The 23,497-nt window shown below is 65.7% G+C and carries 19 protein-coding genes; 14 read left to right on the top strand and 5 right to left on the bottom strand.

The features are described 5' to 3' along the window. Positions 1-189: 189 nt before the first annotated feature. Positions 190-1,128, top strand: a complete 939-nt coding sequence (locus tag QM470_RS11260) for a LysR substrate-binding domain-containing protein (protein WP_283339330.1) — start codon at positions 190-192, stop codon at positions 1,126-1,128. Positions 1,129-1,161: 33 nt separating this feature from the next. Here the strand turns inward: QM470_RS11260 and QM470_RS11255 are convergent, their stop codons facing one another. Further along, a complete protein-coding gene (locus QM470_RS11255) occupies positions 1,162-1,542 on the bottom strand; it encodes a tautomerase family protein (protein ID WP_283339329.1) in 381 nt (126 codons plus the stop codon). Positions 1,543-1,633: 91 nt separating this feature from the next. On the opposite strand from QM470_RS11255, the gene QM470_RS11250 reads away from it, so the two are divergent. Next, the gene (locus tag QM470_RS11250; protein ID WP_283339328.1) at positions 1,634-2,503 is read left to right on the top strand and encodes a LysR substrate-binding domain-containing protein; all 870 of its coding nucleotides are present in this window, start codon (positions 1,634-1,636) and stop codon (positions 2,501-2,503) included. Between the two features lie 127 nt (positions 2,504-2,630). On the opposite strand, the gene QM470_RS11245 is transcribed toward QM470_RS11250, so the two are convergent. Then, a complete protein-coding gene (locus QM470_RS11245) occupies positions 2,631-3,266 on the bottom strand; it encodes a LysE family translocator (RefSeq protein WP_283339327.1) in 636 nt (211 codons plus the stop codon). Between the two features lie 169 nt (positions 3,267-3,435). Here QM470_RS11245 and QM470_RS11240 point away from each other — a divergent pair, with 169 nt between their 5' ends. From QM470_RS11240 to QM470_RS11225, 4 genes are all read left to right on the top strand, one after another. After that, complete coding sequence (locus QM470_RS11240; protein ID WP_283339326.1) at positions 3,436-4,437, top strand: LysR family transcriptional regulator; 1,002 nt, start codon at positions 3,436-3,438, stop codon at positions 4,435-4,437. A gap of 216 nt (positions 4,438-4,653) precedes the next feature. Beyond that, positions 4,654-5,178: a sigma-70 family RNA polymerase sigma factor gene (locus tag QM470_RS11235; protein WP_283339325.1), complete on the top strand. Its 525-nt coding sequence runs from the start codon at positions 4,654-4,656 to the stop codon at positions 5,176-5,178. Further along, positions 5,175-6,176, top strand: coding sequence for a FecR domain-containing protein (locus tag QM470_RS11230; RefSeq protein ID WP_283339324.1), 1,002 nt, complete (start codon positions 5,175-5,177; stop codon positions 6,174-6,176). The genes QM470_RS11235 and QM470_RS11230 overlap by 4 nt, the downstream gene beginning before the upstream one ends. A 147-nt stretch (positions 6,177-6,323) precedes the next feature. Continuing rightward, positions 6,324-8,861, top strand: coding sequence for a TonB-dependent siderophore receptor (locus QM470_RS11225; RefSeq protein ID WP_283339323.1), 2,538 nt, complete (start codon positions 6,324-6,326; stop codon positions 8,859-8,861). Between the two features lie 135 nt (positions 8,862-8,996). Here the strand turns inward: QM470_RS11225 and QM470_RS11220 are convergent, their stop codons facing one another. Beyond that, positions 8,997-9,365: a DUF1428 domain-containing protein gene (locus QM470_RS11220; RefSeq protein ID WP_283339321.1), complete on the bottom strand. Its 369-nt coding sequence runs from the start codon at positions 9,363-9,365 to the stop codon at positions 8,997-8,999. A 656-nt stretch (positions 9,366-10,021) separates the two neighbouring features. Between QM470_RS11220 and QM470_RS11215 the strand changes: the two genes are divergently transcribed. From QM470_RS11215 to QM470_RS11190, 6 genes are all read left to right on the top strand, one after another. Then, the gene (locus QM470_RS11215; RefSeq protein WP_283339320.1) at positions 10,022-12,130 is read left to right on the top strand and encodes a hydantoinase/oxoprolinase family protein; all 2,109 of its coding nucleotides are present in this window, start codon (positions 10,022-10,024) and stop codon (positions 12,128-12,130) included. After that, positions 12,127-13,788 carry a hydantoinase B/oxoprolinase family protein gene (locus QM470_RS11210; protein ID WP_283339319.1) on the top strand — a complete coding sequence of 554 codons (1,662 nt, stop codon included), beginning with the start codon at positions 12,127-12,129 and terminating at the stop codon, positions 13,786-13,788. The genes QM470_RS11215 and QM470_RS11210 overlap by 4 nt, the downstream gene beginning before the upstream one ends. Before the next feature lie 51 nt (positions 13,789-13,839). Next, positions 13,840-14,820 (top strand): tripartite tricarboxylate transporter substrate binding protein, encoded by a 981-nt coding sequence (locus QM470_RS11205; RefSeq protein ID WP_283339318.1) that lies wholly within the window; start codon positions 13,840-13,842, stop codon positions 14,818-14,820. Between the two features lie 449 nt (positions 14,821-15,269). Beyond that, on the top strand, positions 15,270-15,920 hold the full coding sequence (locus tag QM470_RS11200) for an RNA polymerase sigma factor (RefSeq protein WP_283339317.1): 651 nt from the start codon (positions 15,270-15,272) through the stop codon (positions 15,918-15,920). After that, positions 15,917-17,017 carry a FecR family protein gene (locus QM470_RS11195; RefSeq protein WP_283339316.1) on the top strand — a complete coding sequence of 367 codons (1,101 nt, stop codon included), beginning with the start codon at positions 15,917-15,919 and terminating at the stop codon, positions 17,015-17,017. Before QM470_RS11200 ends, QM470_RS11195 begins: the two co-directional genes overlap by 4 nt. Before the next feature lie 456 nt (positions 17,018-17,473). After that, the gene (locus QM470_RS11190) at positions 17,474-20,032 is read left to right on the top strand and encodes a TonB-dependent siderophore receptor (protein ID WP_283339315.1); all 2,559 of its coding nucleotides are present in this window, start codon (positions 17,474-17,476) and stop codon (positions 20,030-20,032) included. 224 nt (positions 20,033-20,256) lie between these two features. On the opposite strand, the gene QM470_RS11185 is transcribed toward QM470_RS11190, so the two are convergent. Together QM470_RS11185 and QM470_RS11180 are read right to left on the bottom strand one after the other, a co-directional pair. Continuing rightward, a complete protein-coding gene (locus QM470_RS11185; RefSeq protein WP_283339314.1) occupies positions 20,257-20,658 on the bottom strand; it encodes a cupin domain-containing protein in 402 nt (133 codons plus the stop codon). 48 nt (positions 20,659-20,706) lie between these two features. After that, positions 20,707-21,585 (bottom strand): AraC family transcriptional regulator, encoded by an 879-nt coding sequence (locus QM470_RS11180; protein ID WP_283339313.1) that lies wholly within the window; start codon positions 21,583-21,585, stop codon positions 20,707-20,709. 290 nt (positions 21,586-21,875) lie between these two features. On the opposite strand from QM470_RS11180, the gene QM470_RS11175 reads away from it, so the two are divergent. After that, on the top strand, positions 21,876-22,577 hold the full coding sequence (locus QM470_RS11175) for an aspartate/glutamate racemase family protein (protein WP_283339312.1): 702 nt from the start codon (positions 21,876-21,878) through the stop codon (positions 22,575-22,577). Positions 22,578-22,983: 406 nt separating this feature from the next. Next, complete coding sequence (locus QM470_RS11170) at positions 22,984-23,481, top strand: hypothetical protein (protein WP_283339311.1); 498 nt, start codon at positions 22,984-22,986, stop codon at positions 23,479-23,481. The last annotated feature ends 16 nt before the right edge of the window (positions 23,482-23,497 follow it).

Genomic DNA, 23,497 nt, shown 5'->3' with positions numbered 1-23,497 from the left:
GTCCATCGGCCCATGACTAACCCTATTCCTTGCCCCGCTTCTGGCACCGCTGCTTGTTCCACCATGTGCTCACACTCCGACATACCAACTCCTCACGCCCACAGGCGATCCACGATGGCGAAATTGTCAAATCTCCGCGCCTACGCGACAAACGATTTAAAAACCAGCATGAAATAGAATTTCTGCACCATGCACACCCCTCTCCCTCTCAAGTCTCTGGCGGTTTTCGATGCGGTGATGAAACACCACAGCTTCACCATGGCAGCGGCGGAGCTGCATGTCACACCCGGCGCCGTGGGCCAGCAAATCCAGAAGCTGGAGGAATGGCTGGGACAGCCGCTGTTTGTGCGCAGCATCCGCCAGATCCAGCCCACGCCCGAGGCCCAGACCTACTGGGCCGCCGTCCAGCCGGCACTGGCGCGCATCCAGCAGGCCAGCGACCAGCTGCGGCAGCTGGATGCGCACCAGGTGTGGCTGTCCATGCCGCCCACGCTGGCCGCCAAATGGTTTGCGCCGCGCATGGCGGCGTTTCTGCAGCGGCGCCCGGACATCTCGCTGCACCTGAGCGCCACCACCGACATGGTGGATTTCGAGCGCGACCGCGTGGACCTGGCGGTGCGCCACTTCGGCGGCCAGGCCCCGGGCCTGCAGGCCGAGCTGCTGTACGCCGACAGCGCCCATCTGTACTGCGCGCCCGGCTACGCCCAGCGCCTGGGCCTGCACCAGCCGGACGATCTGGCCCGCGCCACCTTGCTGCACACCACGCTGCTGCCCTACTGGCGCGACTGGCTGCGGCGCTTCAGCAGCCTGGGCGATGCGCAGATTGCGCAGCTGCCCAGCCTGCACTTTGACCAGTCGATGCTGGCCATCGAGGCCGCCCGCCACCACCAGGGCGTGGTGCTGAGCAGCCCGCTGCTGGTCCAGCAGGAGCTGCGCGACGGCGTGCTGTGCGAGCCGCTGGGCCTGCGCATGGCCGTGGACAAGGGCTATTACCTGGTGTCCCCGCGCCACACGCCGCTGCGCCCGGCCGCCGCCGCCCTGCGCGAGTGGCTGCTGGAAACGGCTGCGCAGGAGCGGGAGGCCGGGGCGGACATGGGATTGCAGCCGGAGTCCAGGCCATGGGTCTAGCCCCGGCGCCGGGTCAAGCGTATTTAGGCACATTCAGGCGTACTGCGCCTCGCCATGGCCCAGCGACCAGTTGGCGCGCTCCACCTCGATCAGGCTGATGAACACATCCTCCGGGCGAACACCGGGGCTGCGGCCCAGGCCCTCCACGATCTGGCGGTACAGCGCTTTCTTCTGCGCCTCGCTGCGGGTGTTGTTGGCGGTGATCTGGATGATCACCAGATCGTCGCTGCGGGCCACGCCCAGGTAGGAGGCGTTGTAGCGGAAGTGGGAGGCCTCGCATTCCGCCATGGTGGCGAAGTGGTTGTCCTCAGGCACATTGAATGTGGCGTGCATGGCCTGGTGCAGGCTGTCGAAGATGGCCTGCCGGTAGGCCTCGGGCTTGCCGGCACGCAGGGTGATATGGGTCAGGGGCATGGAACACCTCCGCAAGTGAAGAATGAAAGATGTCTGCATGCTAGGCATTTCAAATATTTATCAAAAGGAATTTCATTGATAAACTTTTGAAATGACAAAACAGCCTGTGCAACGCCCTCTGGACCTGGATGCCGTGGCCACTTTTCTGCAGGTGGCGGAGCTGGGCAGCTTCACCCGCGCCGCCGAAACGCTGCAGACCACGCAGGCCGCCGTGAGCCTGAAGCTCAAGCGCCTGGAAGACCGGCTGGGCTGCCGCCTGCTGGAACGCACGCCCCGCTATGTGGAGCTGTCACCCCAGGGCACGGCTTTTGTGGCGCATGCGCGTGCGCTGCTGGAGGCCCACCACCATGCCCTGAGCGCCTTCACCGGCGCGCGCCAGCGCCTGGTCATCGGCATCAGCGACCATGTGGCCGGGCCCGAGCTGCCGGCGCTGGCCGCCCGCCTGAACGCCCGGCACCCCGATCTGCTGATCGTGCTGCGCATAGGCTCCTCCGGCGAGCTGCTGCAACGCTATGACCGGCGCGAACTGGATGCCGCCCTGGTGCGCCTGCACAGCGGGCGCACCGACGGCGAAGTGCTGACCGAAGAGCCGTTTGGCTGGCTGGCGGCCCCGCACTGGCAGCCGCGCGCGGGCGAGCCCCTGCCCATCGTGACCCTGGCCGAGCCCTGTGGCGTACGCCAGATGGCCAGCAAGCTGCTGGATGCCGCCGCCCTGCCCTGGGCCGAAGTATTTGTGGGTGGCGGGGTGGCCACCGTCAGCCAGGCCGTGATGGCCGGCCTGGGCATTGCCGCCCTGGCGCCGCGCATGCTGCCCCTGGGGGCCGTCGACGTGGGAGTCCGGCTGGGCCTGCCGGCCCTGCCCCGCCTCCCGGTCCTGCTGCATAGCCACACCCGCGATGCACGGGCCTGCGCCGCACTGGACGAATTGGCGGCGGCCTACCGCAGCGCGATCCGCCCGTAAGCCGAGTCCACCACCCAGCCGAGATGCGCCGGAGGACAGCAGGGGCGAGACTGCACCACGGCAGCCAGGGTGCGCAGAGGAAAAGACCGCAGCGCCCACGGGCACCGCGCACCGCCGTCCAGCATCATCACCCTTGCGGCCACAGCGCCTGCAGCGACCAGACGGCCGCCAGCAGCGCCATGGCCAGCAGCGCCAGCAGGGACCACAGTGTCAGCACCCGCTGGTGGCGCTGCACGCGCGGGTGCTGGGCGGCAGCGATGTAGCCGGCCAGGATCAGCAGGTCCAGCCCCAGCCAGATGGCGGCCAGCAGGCCCAGCCGTGCCAGCGGGTTGGTGGCGGCATGCAGGAACTGCGGGAACAGCGCAGCAAAGAACAGAATGTCCTTGGGGTTGGCCACGGCCACGCCAAAGCCGCGCCGCCAGCCGCCCTGGCGCCCGGTGGGAGCCCCTGCAGCCGATGTGCTGTGCCGCCCTGCGGCGCCCCAGGCACGCAGGCCGCCGACTGCCAGCACCATCAGAAAGCCGCTGCCCGCCAGCCCCAGCCAGGCCAGGGCCTGCGGATGCAGCACCAGCACCCCGCCCACCACCAGCGCTGCCAGCGCCATCAGCACCAGCGCCCCGCAGCTGGTGCCCAGGGCCGTACGCCAGGCCATGCCCCGGCCCTGCTGCAGCGCCACCTGGGTGATGTAGGCCACGACCGGGCCGGGGGTGACAATCAGCAGCACGATGGACAGCACATAGGACAGCAACAGGGCAGTGGGCATGGGAGCGGACAGAGGCAGTGGCAGGAGAAAGGACCCAAAGGGACCGAAACGGGGCCGGATTCTGGCGGGAGCCGGCGTGCGCGCAAAACGCAAATAACGCATCTACACTGTGAGTTTTACGCACAATGCCCGCCCGGCAGACCGCTTGCGGTGGGGCGGGCCCCGCACCATGTCCCTGCCCCCGCTGTATGCCCTGCGCGCCTTTGAGGCTGCCGCACGCACTGCGTCCTTCACCCGTGCGGGGGAGGAGCTGCACCTCACACCCAGCGCCATCAGCCGCCATATCCGCACGCTGGAGGCGCAGCTGCAGCGCCCGCTGTTCACCCGCCACGGCCCACGCGTGGCCCTGACGGCCGAAGGCCAGCTGCTGGCGCAGGAGTTGAGCGCGGGTTTTCGCACCATCGAACGCGCCTGCGCCCGCATGCAGCAGCGCAGCGACGGCCTGCGGCTGAAGGCCCCGACCTCGCTCACCACCCGCTGGCTGCTGGCGACGCTGCAGGCCCACCGCCCCGCACTGCCGCAGGAACGGGTGCTGCTGCACAGCCAGTGGATGGATGTGGACCATGTGGACTTTGCCAGCGAGCCCTATGACTGCGCGGTGCTGCTGGGCCACTTTCGCCCGCACCCGCAGTGGCACAGCCTAAAGCTGGTGGATGAATGGCTGCTGCCGGTGTGCAGCCCGGCCGTGGCGGCGCAACTGGGTCTGCCCCCCATCGCCCATGCACCGGGAGCGCCCGATGTTCCCGATCCCGCAGCATTGGCTGCACAGGCCGCACGGCTGCTGCAACAACTGCCGCACACCGTGGTCATCCACCCCTCCCCCGACCGGCGCGACTGGCGCCGCTGGTGCGTCGGCCTGGGTCTGCCCCGGGAGCCGGACAGCCCCACGGCCCTGGTGTTTGACACGCTGGAACAAGGCATGGCCGCCGCCATCCAGGGCCACGGCGTCAGCATGGCCGACCTGGCCCTGTCCGCAGACGCCCTGCGCAGCGGCCAGTTGGTGGCCGCCGTGCCCACGGCCGTGCCCACCGGCGACGGCTACCACCTGGTCTGGCCGCGGGGCAGCGCCCACGACAGCGCCATCCGGGCGCTGGGACGCTGGCTGAAAGCACGCGTGCCGCGCCTGGGGGATCTGGGCGTGGAGCGGCGCACGCTGCGTGAAACGGAATGAGCCGGAATAAGGCGAGACAAGGCGGAGTAAAGCGGAATGAAGCGGAGCGGCGCGCTGTCAAGTGCCATGGGTTGCTTGTAGGCGATCTACAGACGGCGCAGTGCCAGCAGCGCAGTGGCCGGTTCGCCACGGGAGACCGCAAGGGCTTCTTGCAAATGAGAATTGATCTCATAATGACGCCCTTTGCCGACACCCCCTCCTGCCTGCACTTGCGCCATGTCTGCCATGCCCACCGCCGCCCACCCCGAAGTCACCGCCCTGTACACCGCGCACCAGGGTTGGCTGCAGGGCTGGCTGCGCCGGCGTCTGGGCAATGCCTGGGAAGCGGCCGATCTGGCGCAGGACACTTTTGTGCGCCTGCTGGCCACGCCTGCGGGCCAGGCCGACCTGCAGACTGCGCCGCTGCGTGAACCGCGCGCCTACCTGGCCACGGTGGCACGGCGGCTGCTGATCAACCACCTGCGCCGCCAGTCGCTGGAGCAGGCCTATCTGGAGGCCCTGGCCGCCCTGCCCGAGGCCCAGGCGCCGTCGCCCGAGCAGCAGCTGGTCATTCTGCAGAGCCTGCAGGAGCTGGATGCCATGCTGGACAGCCTGCCGCCCAAGGTGCGTTCCGTGTTTGTGCTGTCCCAGGTGGAGGGACTGACCTATGCGGCCATTGCCGAGGAGCTGGGCATGGGCCTGCGCTCCGTCAAGCGCTATATGGCCCAGGCCATGGCCGAATGCATTTTGCTGGCGCCATGAACCGCAGCACCGCATCCGCTGCGTCGGCTTCCGTTTCCACTGCCGCACCGCCCCCGCTGTCACGCGAAGTCGCCCTGCAGGCTGCCGAATGGTTTGTGCAGCTGCAAGACGGTGATGCCACGGCCGCCGACCACCAGGCCTGCGCCGCCTGGCGTGCCCAGGCCCCCGCCCATGAACAGGCCTGGCAACGTGCCCTGGCCGTGAGCCAGCGCGCCGCCGGCGTGCCGTCCGCACTGGGCAGCAGCCTGCGCCGGCCCCAGCGCGTGGCGCGCCGCGATGCCGTCCGCGCCCTGGCCGTGCTGATGGTGGCCGCGCCTGCGGGCTGGCTGGCCTGGCGCACCGAGCCCTGGCAGCGCTGGACGGCCAGCCACGCCACGGCCACCGGCGAATGGCGCAGCTGGACGCTGGCCGATGGCAGCCGCATGACGCTGGACACGGCCACGGTGGTGCAGATCGAATTTGACGGCCACCAGCGCAGCATCCACCTGCGCTCCGGAGCGGTGTTTCTGGAAACCGCTCCCGACCCGAATCCTGTGCCCCGCCCCCTGGTGGTGTGGACGCCCCAGGGCCGGGTGCGCGCCATCGGCACGCGCTTCAGCGTGAGCACCGAGGGCGACCGCAGCCAAGTGGCCGTGCTGCAAGGGGCAGTGGAAGTGCAGCCGCGGGACGCCGCCACGGCGCTGCGCCTGCAGGCGGGCGAGCAGACCGCGTTCGACCGCCACCAGGTGGCGCCCGCGCAGCCGGCCGACAGCAGCGCCGGCCAGTGGGCCCGGGGCGTGCTGGCCGTGGACGATGTGCGGCTGGGCGACTTTGTGGCCGAGCTGGGCCGCTACCGCCATGGCCTGCTGCGCTGCGACCCGGCCGTGGCCAGCCTGCGGCTGACCGGAGCTTTCCAGCTGGCCGACACCGATGCCGTGCTGCAGAACCTGGTGCACCTGCTGCCGGTGCAGGTGATCTACCGCACCCGCTACTGGGTCACCGTGCTGCCTGCCAATTGATTTTTGGGGGCCGTGGGGGCGTGGTGTGTCCCCGGCCCGGCACCGGTTTGCCCCCTGTTTGGCCCCTTTTGCACGACCGGTGTGTCCTGTTCGATGGAGCGCTTTTTTGCACTGCACTTTTCCATCGCACTTTCCCCAAGGAACACCATGGTCTCCCTGCCCTCTTCCTGCGTGGCCCATACGCCCCACACGGCCCGCCCCGCATCCTTTCATTCGCGTGACCTGCGTCACACCGCCACCGCCCATGCCCTGCTCATCACCCTGGCGCTGGCAGCGGGCGCCATGGCACCGCTGGGCGTTCTGGCCCAGCCGGCCGCACAGGCTACCGATACGGCCCGGAATTTCCAGGTCCCGGCGGGTCCGCTGGGCGCGGCCCTGACGGTGTTTGCCGCCGATGCTGGCATCAGCATCAGTGCGCCCCCGGCCTTGGTGCAGAACCGGAACACGCCCGGCCTGAACGGCCGCTACGCCGTGGACGACGCGCTGGTGCGCCTGCTGGCCGGCTCCAACCTGCAGGCCCAGGCGGCCGGCCCGGGCAGCTATGTGCTGCGTGCGCTGCCGGTGGTGGCTCCGGGTGCCGCAGCCGGCCAGGGCACGACTATGGGCGAGGTGCGGGTGACGGCGCAGGCCGAGCGCGAATCCGCCTGGGGCCCCGCCGGCGGCTATGTGGCGCGGCGCGCTTCGACCGGCACCAAGACGGATGCACTGCTGGTGGAAACGCCGCAGTCGATCTCGGTGGTCACGCGCGAGCGGATGGATGACCAGGGCGTGCAGCATCTGGGCGAAAGCATGCGGTATCTGGCCAATGTGCGGCCCGACAGCGGCGGTGCGCAGAATGCGGCGACCAATGTCTACATCCGGGGGTTCCAGTCCGCCGATTTCTACGTGGACGGCCTGCGCTACCGGCCGCTGGGCTTCTTCGGCATGATGGCCGAAGAGCCCTATGGCGTGGAGCGTGTGGAGGTGTTCAAGGGGCCGACGTCCGGGCTGTACGGCCAGTCCAACCCCGGGGGCATTGTGAACCTGGTGTCCAAGCAGCCCACCGATTACCAGCGCGGGCAGATCGAGCTGTCGCCCGGCACGGACCGCCGCATGCAGCTGGCTGCCGATGTCAGCGGCCCTGTGAACGAAGACAAGACCTTGCTCTACCGCATGGTGGCGCTGGGCCGCAAGGCGGATGCGGTCATCGACCACCAAAAGGACGACCGCGTGTACCTGGCGCCCACCATCCGCTGGCAACCCGATGCGCGCACCAGCCTGGATGTGCGCGCTGTCTACCAGAAGAACTGGGCACTGGCGAGCACCAACGTGCCCTGGGCGGCCGTCAACGGCAGCAGCCCGTACGGCCGCATGCCCATGGACCGGTTCCTGGGCGAGCCGGGCTTTGACCGGGAAACCCAGGAGCAGAAATCGCTGGCCTATGAATTCCGCCACGAGTTCAACGACGACTGGAGCGTGCGCCAGAACTTCCGCTACGGTGATTTCGACAACCACGAGAACTATCTGGCACGCGCCAGCGGTCTGGTGAACGGCACGCAGTTGCTGCGCAACTACCAGCTGCGCCATGCCTACGGGGATGTGGTGGCGCTGGACAACCACCTGCTGGGCCGTGTCAAGACCGGCGCGGCCGAACACCAGTTGCTGGTGGGCCTGGACTACAGCCGCAGCCATACGATCCGCAACGAGAAATGGGGCGTGGGCCCCGTGCTGGACAACGTGTTTGCGCCCCACTATGGCGCGGCGGTGGACACCTCGGCCTACACCTCCTGGGTCAATGCCTCCACCCGCACCACGCAGACGGGCGTGTACCTGCAGGACCAGATCAAGCTGGGCGGCTGGGTGCTGACGCTGGGTGGCCGCCATGACAAAGTGGATACCGAAGTGCAGGACCGCTGGACCGGCGAATTCACCACCAACCGCAGCTGGTCGGCCACCACCGGACGCGCCGGCCTGAACTATGTCTTTGACAACGGCCTGGCCCCGTATGTGGGGTATTCGGAATCCTTCACGCCGGTGACGGGAGCCACGTCTCCCGCGCGGGGAAACACCTCGTTCGACCCGGAAACGGGCAAGCAGGTGGAAGTGGGCATCAAATACCAGCCTCCAGGACAGGACAGCTTTGTGACGCTGGCGGCATTTGACCTGCGCCGCCAGAACGTGAGCACCATCGACCCGGACGATGAGCGCTACAACGTGCAGACGGGGGAAACGCGCTCCCGTGGCATCGAGCTGGAAGGCGTGCTGCAGCTGACACGCCAGATGCGTGTGGCCGCCGCGTACAGCTACAACGACATCGTCGTGACCAAGGACAACGCATCGTCCAGCGGCTACACGGTGCAAGGCAAGGGTCTGTTCAAGGCCCCGGCACACATGGCTTCGCTGTGGGTGGACCACCGTTTCGATGACGGCGTGCTCCAGGGCCTGGGCGTCGGCCTGGGTGCCCGCTACACGGGCAGCGCGTGGGGCGATGCGCTGAACACGTTCAAAGTGCCCGCCTACACCCTGTGGGACCTGTCGCTGCGCTATGACCTGGCCCAGGCCGATCCGCGCTGGAAAGGCTGGACTGCCAGCCTGAATGTGCGCAACCTGACCAATCGCTACTACGTGGCATCGTGCTTCTTTGCCCTGGCCTGCAATATGGGGGAAGGACGCACGGCGGTCGCCAAGCTGGCCTACCAGTGGTGACACCTGACGGTGTGTGGTGAATGCCCACGGCCGCGCCCACGCCGGCGCGGTGTGGGTGCTCTGACCGTGGCGGAGCAGGCCCAGGCGCGGGCCCGGGCGTTGCGGAGCAGGCGCTAGCGCCCTGCCCCGCCCACTTCAGGCCTTCACTTCGACCACCGGTTCAAAGCCCCCGAAGATCATGCGTTTGCCGTCAAAAGGCATAGGCGGGTTGCCGGGGGCGGACGGGTCCATGCGCGGGTCTTCCATCATTTTTTTCATGCCGGCGTCGCGCGTGGCCTTGTCCGGCCATTCAACCCACGAAAAAGCCACCGTCTCGTCGGGCGTGGCCTGCACTGCGCGCCGGAAGTCGGTGAGCTTGCCGTCGGGCACATCGTCGCCCCACGCCTCGATCACCCGCAGAGCGCCCAGCTCCAGAAAGATGGGGTCCAAGGTGCGCGCATGGGCGATGAATTTTTCCTTGTTGGCGGTGGGCACAGCGATCACGAAACCATCGATATAGGACATGTATGCACTCCTGCTGGTTCAATCGGTCGGTGCTGGCGCAGCACCGCTACGGAATACCCACCGGGCCGGCCGCTGCGGTGCCTGCAGCGCTGATCCCTTGGGTGCGAAAGCCCGGCCATCCGCCATCCGCGCCGGGCATGGCCTTGCCACGTTGTCTGCGGCACACGGCAAGCTGCGCGTGCCTGGAGTGGCTGAGCGCTGCCATGCGTATGCGCGCTGGCTGGCCCCGGTGCCCACCCCGCAGGTCACCCGGAAAACGTGGTGTTGTGGAATGCCATGGTAGTGCTGCAGACCTGCGCGGGGGCAAAGGTTTGTGACCGACTGCATCCAGCCCGAAGCCTGACCTGCGGCCAGTCAGCTTGTCACAAAGCGCGAAGGACCCAGAGCGGCTCTACGCACGGCTCACAAGGCCCAGCCCACCGCGGGTTGGCAGGCGTGGGAAGGCGTGAAACCACGGGCAGTCGCAGCGAACCGCACGGTGCCATTACGGCTCATCACGGCTAATTGCGGGATTACCCTTACAAAACAGTGACCAACATTTTCTTATTTCCGAACGCTATATCAACACCGATTGAATGACGCCTTAAACGTGTCTCTGCGCGCCACACCGCCCCGATGGCCACCGCGCAGGCACCGAAAAACAAGGAATAACAGTCATGTCGAAATGGTCCGTTGGTATAGACATCGGAGGCACGTTCACCGATCTGGTGGCCTTGCAACACGCCACAGGAACACAGCGCAGTTTCAAGGTGCTCACGACGCACGGCGACCCCTCCATGGGCGTCATCGAAGGCATACAACAGTTGATGCGCAACCATGGCATCCCTGCTGACAGCGTCGAACTGGTGGTCCATGCCACCACGCTTTTCACGAATGCACTCATTGAGCGCCGCGGTGCCTGCACCGGTTTGCTGACCACCCAGGGGTTTGCCGACATTGCCGAGATGGGCAATGAACGCAAGTACGACCTGTACGACCTGCAGATCGAGCGCGCACAGCCTTTGGCGCCACGCCATCTGCGGGCCGAAGTGGCAGGACGGCTGAATGCCCAGGGACAGGAAATCGAGCCACTGGACATTCCGCAGGCCTTGGCTGCGGTGGACACGCTGGTTGACGCCGGGGTCGAGTCGCTGGCCATTTGCCTGCTGCACGCCTATGCCTCGCCGCAGCATGAGCTGGCATTGCAGGCCGCCATTCAGGCCCGCCACCCCCAGCTGACGCTCACGCTCTCCAGCCAGACGGCACCGGTGATTCGCGAGTACGAGCGCACCACCACCACCTTGGCCAATGCCTACATCAAGCCCATGGCACGCGCCTACCTGGACAAGCTGGCCGACGAGCTGGCCACCATCGGTCTGCCGCGCGGCGTGCTGATGATGCTGTCCAACGGAGGCTTGGCACGCATCGACGATGCCCGCGAGTTGCCGATTGCCCTGCTGGAATCCGGCCCGGCAGCGGGCGCCGTTTCTGCCGTGCACCACAGCTTGCTGGAAAGCCACCGGGATCTGCTGGCCTTCGACATGGGGGGCACGACCGCCAAGCTGTGCCTGGTCACCCAGGGCCAGCCCTCCATCAGCTTTGGCTTCGAAGCGGCCCGCCGCCAACGGTTTGCCGAAGGCAGTGGCCTGCCCATTCACATCACCACGGTCGACTTGATCGAGATTGGCGCTGGCGGCGGCAGCATTGCGCACCAGGATGCCTTGGGCCTGCTCAAGGTGGGCCCTCGCAGCGCAGGGTCCGAACCCGGCCCCATGTGCTATGGCCTGGGCGGCGATGCCCCCACGGTGACCGATGCCAACTTGCTGCTGGGCTACCTCAACCCCGATTTCTTCGCAGGGGGCACATTGGCCATGGACCGCCAGCAGTCTGCGGCCGGATTTGCGGCACTGGGCCAGCAACTGCAGCACAGCGCCGTCGCCACGGCCTGGGGGGTGCACGACATCGTGGCGGAAAACATGGCCGCCGCGGCCCGCGTGCATGTGTCGGAGCGCGGGCAGGACCCGCGCAAGTTCGTGCTGGTCGCCACGGGCGGTGGCGGGCCGCTGCATGCCTACTATGTGGCACGCAAGATTGGCATCTCCACGATCATTGCGCCGCCCGAAGCAGGCGTGGCCTCGGCCTTTGGCTTGCTGGTCGCCACGGCACGGTCCGATCGCTCGCGCACCATCAGCTTCAAGCCTGCCACCGACGATCTGCGGGAGCTGGAAACCCAGTTCACGGCCCTGGAAACCCAGGCCCTGCCCCCTCTGCACGCGCTGGAGCAGGGCTTTGGCCCCATCCAGCTGCAGCGCCGGGCCGATGGCCGCTTTGTCGGCCAGGGCTTCAACCTCACGGTCGATCTGCCCAGCGGGCCCTACCACTTTGCGGACAGCGCCGGAGAAGCCGCATGGCGCGCCCAGCTGGACCAGGCATTCCGCAGCGAATACCAGCGCAAATTCGGCCGCGTCCCGCCCGATGTGCCGGTGGAGCTGGTCAATCTGCGCATCACCGGCGAAGCGCCACCGGTGGAGCCCTTCCACGCCGCGCCACTGCCCGCAAGCCACAGCACCCCCGAGCCGGTGGCGCACCGCGAGGTGTATTTCCATGAAGTGCGCGATTACGTGTCCACGCCCATCTTCCGGCGTGCACAACTGCGCCCGGGCTTTGCCATGGCGGGCCCCTTGCTGGTGGAAGAGCCCAGCACCACCGTCGTCGTGGGCCCGCTGGGTCGCATCGCCATGACGGCCCACGCCAACCTGGTCATCACTGTGGAGACTGCGCAATGAGCACCACCCGCCCCACCCGCGACAACACCGCCGACAACGCCATCTTTCTGGAGGTGTTCTGGACCCGCGTACGTTCCGCCGTGAACGAGGCCGCCAAGCTGATTGTGCGCACCTCGTTCTCCACCCTGTCGTCCGAGGCGAATGACTTTGCCGTCGTCATGACCGACTCGCAGGGCCAGACCATTGCCGAGAATGCCGGCGCCATTCCTTCCTTCATCGGCACCCTGGGCAACACCGTGCGCGCCATCATCGGCGCCATCGGCACGCAGGCCATGCGCGACGGTGATATCTACATCACCAACAACCCCTGGATCGGCACCGGCCACCTGAATGACGTGTGCCTGGTCAAGCCCATCTTCCACGCATCGCAGCTGGTCGGTTTCGCCGCCACCGCCGGGCATGTGCCCGACATCGGCGGCAAGATCCGGTCGGTCGATGCCCGCGAACTGTTCGAAGAAGGCTTCCATATTCCACCCATGCACTTCCTGCGGGAAGGCCGGGCCGATGCCACCTTGCTGAGCCTGCTGCGTACCAATGTGCGCACACCCGAGCAGACCGTGGGCGACATCTGGTGCCACGCCAGCGCCACCGAACTGATTGCCCGCCGTGTCAGTGACCTGCTGCACGAATACCGGCTGACCGGTGTCGACGACCTGGCCGAGGCCTTGTTCAGCCGCAGCGAGCAGGCCATGCGCGCCGCCATTCGCGCCCTGCCGGATGGCGAATACCGCTACGGCATGGACACCGACGGCTTTGACGAGCGCTTCCGCTTCGAAGTCACGGTGCGCATTGCCGATGGCACGCTCACCTGCGACTTCACCGGCAGCTCCCCCCAGCAGCCCCGCGCCGTCAATTGCGTGCTGGCCTATACCCACGCCATGACGGCCTATGCCATCAAGAGCCTGCTGTTGCCCGATCTGGCCAACAACCAGGGCTTGTTCCGGCCGATTCACACCGTCGCCCCGGAAGGCTCTTTGCTCAACCCGCTCTCGCCCGCCCCGGTCGGTGGCCGCTCCTGCACCGGGCACTATGTGCCCACCACCATCTTCGGTGCGCTGTTCCCGCTGCTGCCCGAACGCGTGATGGCCGGTGTCGGATCGCCAGTGTGGATCACCAACCTGACGGGCCGCCGTGCCAACGGCAAATCCTTTGCCAACGTGCTGTTCTACAACGGCGGCATGGGTGCCACGCACGGCAAGGACGGCGCCTCGGTGATGTCCTGGCCCAGCAATATCTCGCCCACCCCGATCGAAGTGGCCGAGCGCGATGCCCCGCTGCGCTTTCTGCGCAAGGCCTTGATTCCCGACTCGGGCGGCACCGGCCAATGGCGCGGTGGCCTGGGCGAGGAAATCCAGTTCGTCAACCAGCACGAGGGCCCGTTGAATGTGGTGTTCCTGACCGAACGCCTCAAGGTGGCGGCTCCCGGACTGGGCGGAGGCGACGACGGCGCCCCGGGCGCGGTCTGGATCAATGGCCAGCCCATCAACTCCCGCACCCCGCAAGTGCTGCAGCCCGGTGACGTGGTCACGCTGCGCACACCCGGTGGTGGGGGCTACGGCCCTGCCGCGGCCCGCAGCGCGGATGCCATCGCCCGCGACCGCCTGCTGGGATATGTCAGCACCACCGCCCTTCCCTCTACCGCTGCGTCTGCGCACTGAAGGCGCATCTCGGCGCACCCGGCTCCTCCCTCATTCCTTGAAAGTCGTTCCATGATTTCCCTGACCAAACGCTCGCTGGCTCGCTGGAGCCTGGCCTCCCTGGCATTGCTCGCCACCGCGCACCCGGCACTGGCCGCCGCCTACCCCCAAAAACCGATCACGCTGGTGGTGGGCTTCTCTGCCGGCAGCAGCATTGACATGGTGGCCCGCGCCGTCGGCAACAAGCTGTCGGACAAGCTGGGCCAGCCGGTGCTGATCGACAACAAGCCCGGCGCGGGCGGCAACGTCGCCGCCGGCCTGGTGGCACGCGCGCCAGCGGATGGCTACACCCTGCTGGTCGTGGCCAACAGCATTGCCATTGCCCCCGCGGTCTACCCCAACCTGAAATTCGACGTGCAGAAGGATCTGCGAGCCGTGGCCTACGTCGGCGTCGGCCCGGTGATCATGAAAGTCAGCACCCAGCGCGGTTTTCAAACACTGAATGACGTGGTGGGCTACGCCAAGGCCCACCCCGGCGCGTTGAACTTCGGCTCCTCCGGCGTCGGCGGCACCCCCCACATGGCCACCGAACTGTTCAACCACATCGCCGGCATCCAGATGACGCACATCCCTTACAAGGGTGGCTCCGATGCACTGGCGGCGCTGATCGGTGGCCAGATCGACGTGCTGATCAACCCCTTGCTGGGGGATGTGGGCTCGGACAAAGTGCGCTCCCTGGCCATCAGCGGCCCCCAACGCTCCCAGCAGGCCCCCGGCGTGCCCACCTTTGCCGAAGCCGGTTACTCCGCGTACGACCTGGGCGTGTACTACGGCGTGGTCGCTCCCAGCCACACGCCCACCGACGTGGTGCAGAAAGTCAATGCCGCCATCAACGAAGTGCTGAAAGACCCCAGCGTGGTGGACGCTCTGACCACCCGCAGCGGCATCACACTGGCCCCCGGCACGCCGGCGGCCTTCCAGAAGTTCATTGACCAGGACATTGCACGCTGGAAGAGCGTGGTCGAAAAGAACCGCAGCATCGTGCAACCCTGACGCTGCCAGCCTCCCCCCCAAAAAAAGCCGGGGCATCTTGTGTGCCACGGCTTTTTTGCTGGGAGGCGTTCAGCCGTTCTCACGCAGACGGCAAGTTGCCTGCCCACAAAGGCGATGGCTACCAGCGTTGCCGACACCACCTGAAGCAGCGATGCATCGGAGGATTGACCGCAGTGCACGGCTGGGCAAGCACGGTGGGGCCGCGTTATCGCACGCACTGTCTTGCGGCACTAGAATTGGACAGGTTTCATTCAGCCAATCGACATCCGCGCATAGCCAAGTCCGCCCCAGACCCTCGTGGTCATCGACGCAGGGGGCGCTGCCACTTCGGATCGGGGCTTATCTGCGTGCATCGTGGCTATCTTTTCGTTTTTCTCCGCTGGCATCGTGACCGCCCTGCCATGTGCAGAGGCGGCCATCCTGGCCATGCCGTACACACCGGTCAGGCCATGAAGCTCGACCCGCAATCCGCCGCACAGAATGCGCAGGCGCCCCAGCCTCCGGGCCATGAAGAACCGCTGACGTCCCTGTACCGGCGCTGGCGCAATCCGCTGGTGCGGCTGCTCCAGGGGCGCAGCCGCGACCGGGCACAGGCCGAAGACGCTGCCCAGGAGGTGTTTGTCCGCATGGCCGTTGCAGGCAAGACCCTGGCGCCGGAGGAAGAAAAGCCCTACCTCAGCACCGTCGCGCGCAGTGTCGCCACCGACGGCTGGCGCAAGAGCGGACGCGAGGGCGCCCTCGACACCGTATCGATGGAGACCACCAGCGAGGAGCTGGCGTCACTGCACGCCGACGATGCGCTGTCCCCACTGGAAATCGCCGCGCACCGCCAGCGCATCGCCCGCCTCAACGAGGCCGTGGCCGAGCTGCCCGAGCGCCAGCGCCAGGCCTTTTTGCTCAACCGCATCGACGGTCTGAGCCACGACGAGGTGGCAGCTGCCATGGGCATCAGCCCGCGCATGGTCGCCAAGCACCTTCAGCGGGCCATGGCCTATTGCCATCTGCGCGTGAAGTACGGCAGCGTGGAGCAGATGCAGCGCCTGCGCATGACCCAGGACTCCAGCGACGAAGGCGCCGCCGAGCGCAAGGACATCCCATGACCGACGCCCCGCGCCCCGCCCCCCTGCCCGAAGGCATGTCGCCCCAGGCATTGGTCGACATGCACGAAACAGCTGCCGAATGGCTGATGCGCCGCAGCGAGCCCGGCTGGACCGGTGCCGACGAGCGCGACCTGGAGGCCTGGCTGGCCGCAGCGCCCCTGCACCGCGAGACCTACGAGGGCATGTCCCTCATCGGCCACGACCTGCACCAGATTCCGCTGGCGCAGCATCCGTCCTGGCGCATGGCGGGCCGCAACCGCACGGCCACGGCAGCGGCGCCTGCGCGGCCTCCTGCCTCGCGGCCCGGCACATCCGCGGCGTCAGGCGCAGCCGGCCTGCACTCCCCCGCCTGGGGCCGCCGCAACTGGGCGTCGGCAGCCGTCTGCGCCTGCGTGCTGCTGCTGGCGGGCGGCGGCTACGGCTGGCACCACTGGAACAACACGCCCAGCTTCATGCTGGACGTGGCCACGGGCCACGGCGAAACCCGGGCCGTCGAACTTCCCGACGGCTCCCACGTCACGCTGAACATCGACAGCAGCCTGCAGGTGCACTACTACCCGGGCCGCCGCGAAATCCTGCTCGACAGGGGTGAAGCCTTTTTCCAGGTGGCCGCCGACACCGGCCGCCCTTTCACCGTGGACAGTGGCGCCAGCCAGGTCAAGGTGGTGGGCACGGCTTTCAATGTGCGCGCCGCGCCGCCGCAAACCGTCGTGAAGGTGCTGGAAGGCAAGGTCGAAGTGCGGCCCGAGCGCCATGCACACCCGGGCCAGGTGCTGCAGATGGGCCCGGGCAGCGGTCTGACCATCGACCCTGCCACGGGCAAGACCAGCAGCCTGCGCGCCGCTGCCGCCACCGTGGGTGACTGGCGCACGGGGCAGGTCCAGTTCCAGCAGACGCCGCTGGGCGATGTGGCCCAGGAACTCTCGCGCTACCTGGGCCAGCCTGTCGCGCTGGCCAGCCCGGAGCTGGCACGGATGCCGGTCTCGGGGGTGTTGTCCACGGCCAGCCCGCAGTTCTTCCTACAGGCGCTGCCCGAACTGCTGCCACTGCGCGTACAACCAACGGCCGACGGCGGCTGGCGCATTGCCCGCCACTGAGTGGCCGCGCCGCGGTATGGGTAAACACAAATATACATTTAGATACAAATTGAATCGTATTTCGGGTTCTGAGCTTGGCCCGTGCATGCGTTCTTTACCTGTAGGGGCGCGAATGGATCGCGTCTCTCGACTGCCAGCCAGCATGCCGAAGGCCCACGCCTTTCGCCGATCCAGCCAACGGTCACCCCGCGTGCGCAGCTCCATGCGCGCAAGACACAGTTGGCTGACGAAAGCTGCCGCACCGGCGTGTTCACACCCCTTTTTGTGAACGCCCGAAAGGCCTGCCACCCGCACCCGGTGCGCGATGCGCTGGCCTGGCCCCTGGCTGCCCTGTGATCTTGCCCGCATGGCGCGCGCCGCACGCGCAGGCCGGTGCCTGCGCGCATCGACGATCAAACAGGAATTCAAATGCGAGCAAAAAAATTGAGGGGCGCTTTGGCGGGCAATGTATGGGCCATGTCCGGCGGGCACCGTGGGAGCGCAGCGTGCCACGCACCAGCCTGCACGCTGGCCGTCCTGGTGGCCGGCGCGCTGGCGACCATGGCCATGCCGGCGGTGGCACAGGCACAGCAGCAGACGCAGGTACAGGCACAGGGGCGTGTGGCCTTCCATATCCCCGCCCAGCCACTGCCCAGCGCCCTGCGTGCCTTCGCTGCCCAGGCCAAGCAGCAGTTGCTGTTTGACGAAGACAAGCTGGCGCATCTGAAAGCTCCCGCGCTGGAGGGCAGCTATAGCCCGGACGAGGCGCTCAAGCGCCTGCTGGCAGGCTCGGGCATGGCTGCCAAGCAAAGCGGTCCCGGCCTGTTCACCATCAAGGAAGCACTGGCAACGCACGAGGAGCAGGGATCCACGCTGCGGGAAGTGCGGGTGGAGGCCCGGCGTCTGGGCGAAACCGAGGGGACTGGCTCCTACACCAGCGACGGCATCACCATCGGCAAGACGGCCCAGGCGATGCGAGAGCTGCCGCAGTCAGTGTCGGTGCTGACCAAGCAGCGGCTGGACGACCAGAACATCACCGATCTGGGCAAGGCGGCCGAACAGATCGTGGGCCTGACGGTGCAGGACACCGGCCACCGCCTGACCGACATCTATTCCCGCGGCTTTGCCATCGACAGCGTGCAGATCGATGGCGGTGCGCCCATGTCCACCTCGAGCAGCAACTACACCTTCATCTCGTATGACATGACGGAATTCGACCGGGTCGAAGTGCTGCGCGGTGCGGCGGGCCTGCTCAATGGAACGGGCAATCCGGGTGGCTCGGTCAACCTTGTGCGGAAGATGCCGACCTCCACGCCGCAATTCAAATTCACCAGCAGTGTGGGACGCTGGAACAACTACCGCACGGAATTCGATGCGTCCGGCCCTCTGGCATTCGACGGAAAGCTCAGGGGCCGTGCCGTGGTGGCCTATGAGGATCGCAAATACTTCACCGATCTGCGCTCCACAAAGAAACCCACGTTCTATGGCGTGCTGGAGGCCGACCTGGGTCCCGATGCGGTGCTGGCCGTGGGCGGCCGCTACCAGCACATCAAGGAAAACGGCACGCCCCAGGGCTTTCCGCGGTACAGCAACGGCAGCGACCTGCGCTTGCCGCGCAATACCGCGTTGACCGCGCCGTGGGCGTACGAGGACACCACGTCCACCGAGCTTTTTGCCAAGCTGAGCTGGCGGCTGGCGCCACGCTGGACATTGCGCGCCAACGCCACCATCACCCAGGAGGACCGGGACGTCAATGGCGGCTATGTGTCAGGGGCCGTGAATCCCTCCACCATGGCGGGATCGCGCTGGGTCGGTTCGGACCAGCACAGCGCGAACAAGCAGAAGATGGTGGACGTCAACCTCAGCGGCGCCTTCGATCTGCTGGGGCGCACGCACGAGTTGCTGGTGGGCGCCGACATGCAAGACATCAGCAGCAAGTGGCAAAGCTTTGTGGTGGAGCGCGCAACGGGGCAGGTCGCCGACCTCTTCAACATTGGCTCGACGCCGTATGTGCCCGGAAACCTGGCCCGTGGCCAATTGTTTCGCAGCTATGAGCCCAATGACACCAAGCAGTATGGTGTCTACGGAACGCTGCGGCTGGAAGTTGCAGACAACACCAAGGTGGTCGTCGGTGCACGTGCGAACAAGTACAAGTTCAACCAGATCTACGGCACCTACCTGAACAGCAGCTGGCAGATGACCGATACATGGCGCATTGCCAGCGCCACGCAGTACAAGGAGCCTACGCAGATCGTGCCCTTTGGCGGCGTGATCTACGATCTGAATCCGCAGTGGTCAGCGTATGCCAGCTACGCGGAGATCTTCAACCCGCAGGCCTACTACAAGTCGGGGCCCGCGCCGGGCACCGGGCTGGACCCCATGCACGGGAGCAACAGCGAAGTGGGTGTGAAGGGGGAGCTGCTTGATGGCAAGCTCAACACGTCCTTCGCGCTGTACCGTGTGGTCCAGAAGGACCGTGCCATCCAGGACACCCGCTACCCGGCCAGCGAAACCTTGTTCGCCGGTGCATGCTGCTACGTCAACTCCGGCAAGGTGGTGAGCCAGGGCCTGGACATGGAGATCAACGGCGAGGTGGCGCGGGGCGTGAACCTGTACGCCGGCTATACCTACAACAGCAACCGCAACAAGACCGAGAACGCGGTGTTCAGCACCATCACGCCCAAGCACTCGCTGAAGTTCTTTGGAACTTGGCAGCTGCCCGGCGACGCATCGGCCTGGAAGATCGGCGCAGGCGCCACGATCAACAGCAAGCAGTACGTCAAGGGCACGGCCGCGACATGGAACGAGACGGCGCAGAACTGGACGGGCCCCTCTACCCCCTTCGCCTACACACAAGGCGGCTACGCGGTATGGAATGCGCTGGTGGAGTACCGCATCAACCCGACCTGGCAGCTCTCGCTCAACATGAACAATCTGTTGGACAAGTGGTACTACCGCACCGTGGGCACGTCGACCTTGGGCAACTACTATGGTGAGCCCCGCAACTGGATGCTGACGCTGCGCGGGCGATTCTGAGCACGCTCCGGGCCCCTGGTTCGATGAAGCTGGGGCCCCCCGCGTGCGCGCATGCGCGCCGGGCTTGGCTTTGGTGCGCTGCTGGCGGGGAAGCGCACGCGGGACAATCCAGGCGCACATGCGCCGTGGTCTTACCGCCCATATGGGCCCAACCGTATCGGCCGAACCGTATCCGCCGAGCTGTTCACTCGCCATGCCACGGCCCATTGCCAGTGGGCCTGGCCCTAGATCCACACGTCATTGGGAGCCCTTCGCTCCGAATCGCTGTCCCCGGTGTTGGGAACCCCTGCGGGTTCGATCATCAGCAGTTTGGCTTCCGTTGCCGCAAACGTCTTGTGTTCCACCCCTCTGGGGACCACCGCCATTTCACCGGCTTGCAGCTCGATGCTGTGGTCTCGGAAGTCGATTCGCAGCACGCCTTCCAGCACAATGAATGCCTCGTCGGTATCGCTGTGCGCATGCCAGATGAAGTCCCCGGCGATTTTCACGACCTTGAACTGGTAGTCGTTCATTTCAGCCACCACACGCGGCTGCCAATGGTCTTGGATCAGACCGATCTTGTGCAATAAGTTAATGGGCACTTGCTGCCCACGGTCCTGGGCAGGGGAAGAAATGCTTGCAGCCATGGCTGGTCCTTGATCTATCAAAGGCCCCAGCGTAGGCAAAGCAAGCCGTCAGATCTTGAACGTTTGTGCGCCAGAAGGCGTAGCTATGTGGGAGCGCATCATCCGTAACCAACGGCCAGGCGGGATGCCAAAGGTCTGGGTGAAATGGCGTGTCATGTGGGCCTGGTCCGCAAACCCGGTGGATGCTGCCGCATCGGCGAGCGAATCCCCGCAGAGCATGCGTTGCCGTGCCACATCCAGCTTGCGCAAGATCGCAAACCGCGACGGACTGGTGCCATAGAACGTGCGGAAATCGCGGGACAGACTCCAGCGATCCCGCCCGGTGACGGCGCTCAGATCCTCCATGGAAATGGAGTCTTGCCAGGCGTCACACAAAAAATCATGGGCCAGTTTGGTGCTGTGGAAATCTCTGGCAGGCAGCCCGTTCGTTCCACTGGTGCCGCCCGCTTCGGCATGGAGCGCAAGCGCAAGCTCCACGACGGCATCGGTTTCTTCCATGGAATTGCTTGCCCCAAGTGGCCTCTCCAACAAGGCTCTGGTGGCACTCTCAAGACGCGGGGATTGCGTGATGCCGCCTTGAATGTAGGGAAGCGCGTGGCCTCCGAGCACCTCCTGAATCAGTGCAGGAGCCACATAGACCATGCGGTAGTGGAATCCGTCATCCGTTCCCGCTTGGCCGTCATGCGCCTCGTCGGGATGCAGCACCATGGTGTGGCCTGGCAGGCTCTGTCTGTGGGCGCCCCGGTATTGGAAGGCTTGCACTCCTGCCATCGTGCAGCCTATGGCATAGGTGTCGTGTCGGTGCATGCCGTAGGCGTTGCCCTGGAAAAAAGCCTCAATGCGCTCCATCCCCTGCATCGCATCACTGCGATGGAGCCAGCTTTTTTGATCCAGTTGCATCACTTTCGTCATTGTGCTTTCTAACATGGGTCGAAAGATTCGTTGCGAAGGTCTGCACCTGGCCGACAGTGCGCCGTGGCCATGCACCGCACAAGCCGATACCCGGTGTGAAGGCCGCACCATCCAGTCGCTGCTTTCTGGGACGCTTGCGACATGGAGTGCTTGGCCACCAGCCGCCGCAGCGGGCCGTTTCCGGCGTTTCCGACTCCGGCCGCTCCGTGCAGCGGTGATAGCATCCAGACAAGCATTCTTCGACTGGCGCCGTGACACCATGCGACGCCATATCGACGCTATACGTGTTATCGATCCCGACTCCCATGAAAACTATCGGTCTACTTGGCGGCATGAGCTGGGAATCCACCATTCCCTACTACCGCCACATCAATGAAGCAGTGAAGGCGCGGCTGGGCGGGCTGCACTCAGCGAAGGTGGTGCTGTACAGCGTGGATTTCGCCGAGATCGAGCGCCTGCAACACCGGGGGGACTGGGAAGCGGCGGGCGCCCTGCTCGCCAACGCGGCGCAGGCGCTGGAGCGTGCCGGTGCGGATGTCATCGTGTTGTGCACCAACACCATGCACAAGGTGGCGCCGGCCATCGAGGCCGCAGTGGCGATTCCGCTCTTGCACATCGCAGACCCGACCGCAGCGGAGATCCACCAAGCCGGCCTGTCCCGCATCGGTTTGCTCGGCACACGCTTCACGATGGAGCAAGATTTCTATCGTGGCCGCCTTGCGGAGAAGCATGGCATCGAAGTGCTTGTGCCCGATCAGGAAGACCGTGATCTGGTGCATCGCGTGATCTACGAAGAGCTCTGCCTGGGCCGCGTGGAAGACGCTTCGCGCCAGGCCTACCGCGACGTGATGCAGCGCCTTGTCGAGCGTGGAGCCCAAGGGATCATCCTGGGCTGCACGGAGATTTCGCTGCTGGTGGGCCCGCAGGATGCGAGCGTGCCGCTGTTCGACACCACTGCGATCCATGCGGCCGCTGCGGCCGAGTGGGGTTTGCCGGATGCGTCCTGATTCCGGCTTCAATGTTGGGTGCAAAAGGGCATGGTTTGCCAGGAATGATCAGCGGCTAAAGCGGGCATTTGCTCCGACGCTCAGGCTGGGCGGGTGATTCTGAGCGCGTTCATGATTGCTGGCTTAATGCAGAGAGCGGTCCAGCTGCAGGCTGGTGAACTACATACTGGGAAATCCATTCCACATGCGTATGTGTCGTTGCCTTTCCGCCAACGTCCAGCGGGCAGTTCACCCCAACTGGCGCAACCATTTTCGCTGTACCCCTAATGCGGGAGACCTGTACAGCAACAGAGGTTTGTGACGGACTGCTTCCGGTTATGAGCGGGCCATTGGAACTGCCTAATCACAGGGTGTGGTCTCATGCGAGGCTAGCTAAGACTAATGGCACCATTTCATGTTGAGCATCATGAACGTCGTAATCCCTGCAACTGAATTCGAAATATGCGTATCAATGACAGACCTTGTGACATGGTCGGACGACGATGCACTCCCAGTGGACCAACACCCCGAACTCAAAGCGTTGTTTGATGCTTTAGCGGCAGATATCGATCTATTGCCTATCGCGATCAAATACTTTGAAAACGATAATCGTGCTGGCCACGGCGACCTCTATGTGTTCAAGCTTGATGACACCGACTCCACGGTCGTGGCACTGGATACATACTCGGAAATTACGGATCAGCTTGACCTAGTTTCGCTGTATATCAGATGTCCGAAAGCGAAAAGCGCTGAGATATCACAGTGCGTACAGCGACTGTTCAATACAGCATCTGTGCAGATACATGCTTCGCAGAAATCAGTCAGCAAGCGGCTCCGCAAAGCGATTGATCCACTCAACTTTCCTCGGATGCATCCTGACAGCTCCTTCATGCAATCGCAGATCAGGATCCCCATTTTCTCGTGAGGTCGATAGACGGCAC

This window comes from Comamonas sp. 17RB (assembly GCF_030056555.1).
Taxonomy (GTDB): Bacteria; Pseudomonadota; Gammaproteobacteria; order Burkholderiales; family Burkholderiaceae_C; genus Comamonas; species Comamonas terrigena.
The sequence above is the reverse complement of the archived record's forward strand: the minus strand, read 5'-3'. Positions and strand labels throughout refer to the sequence as shown.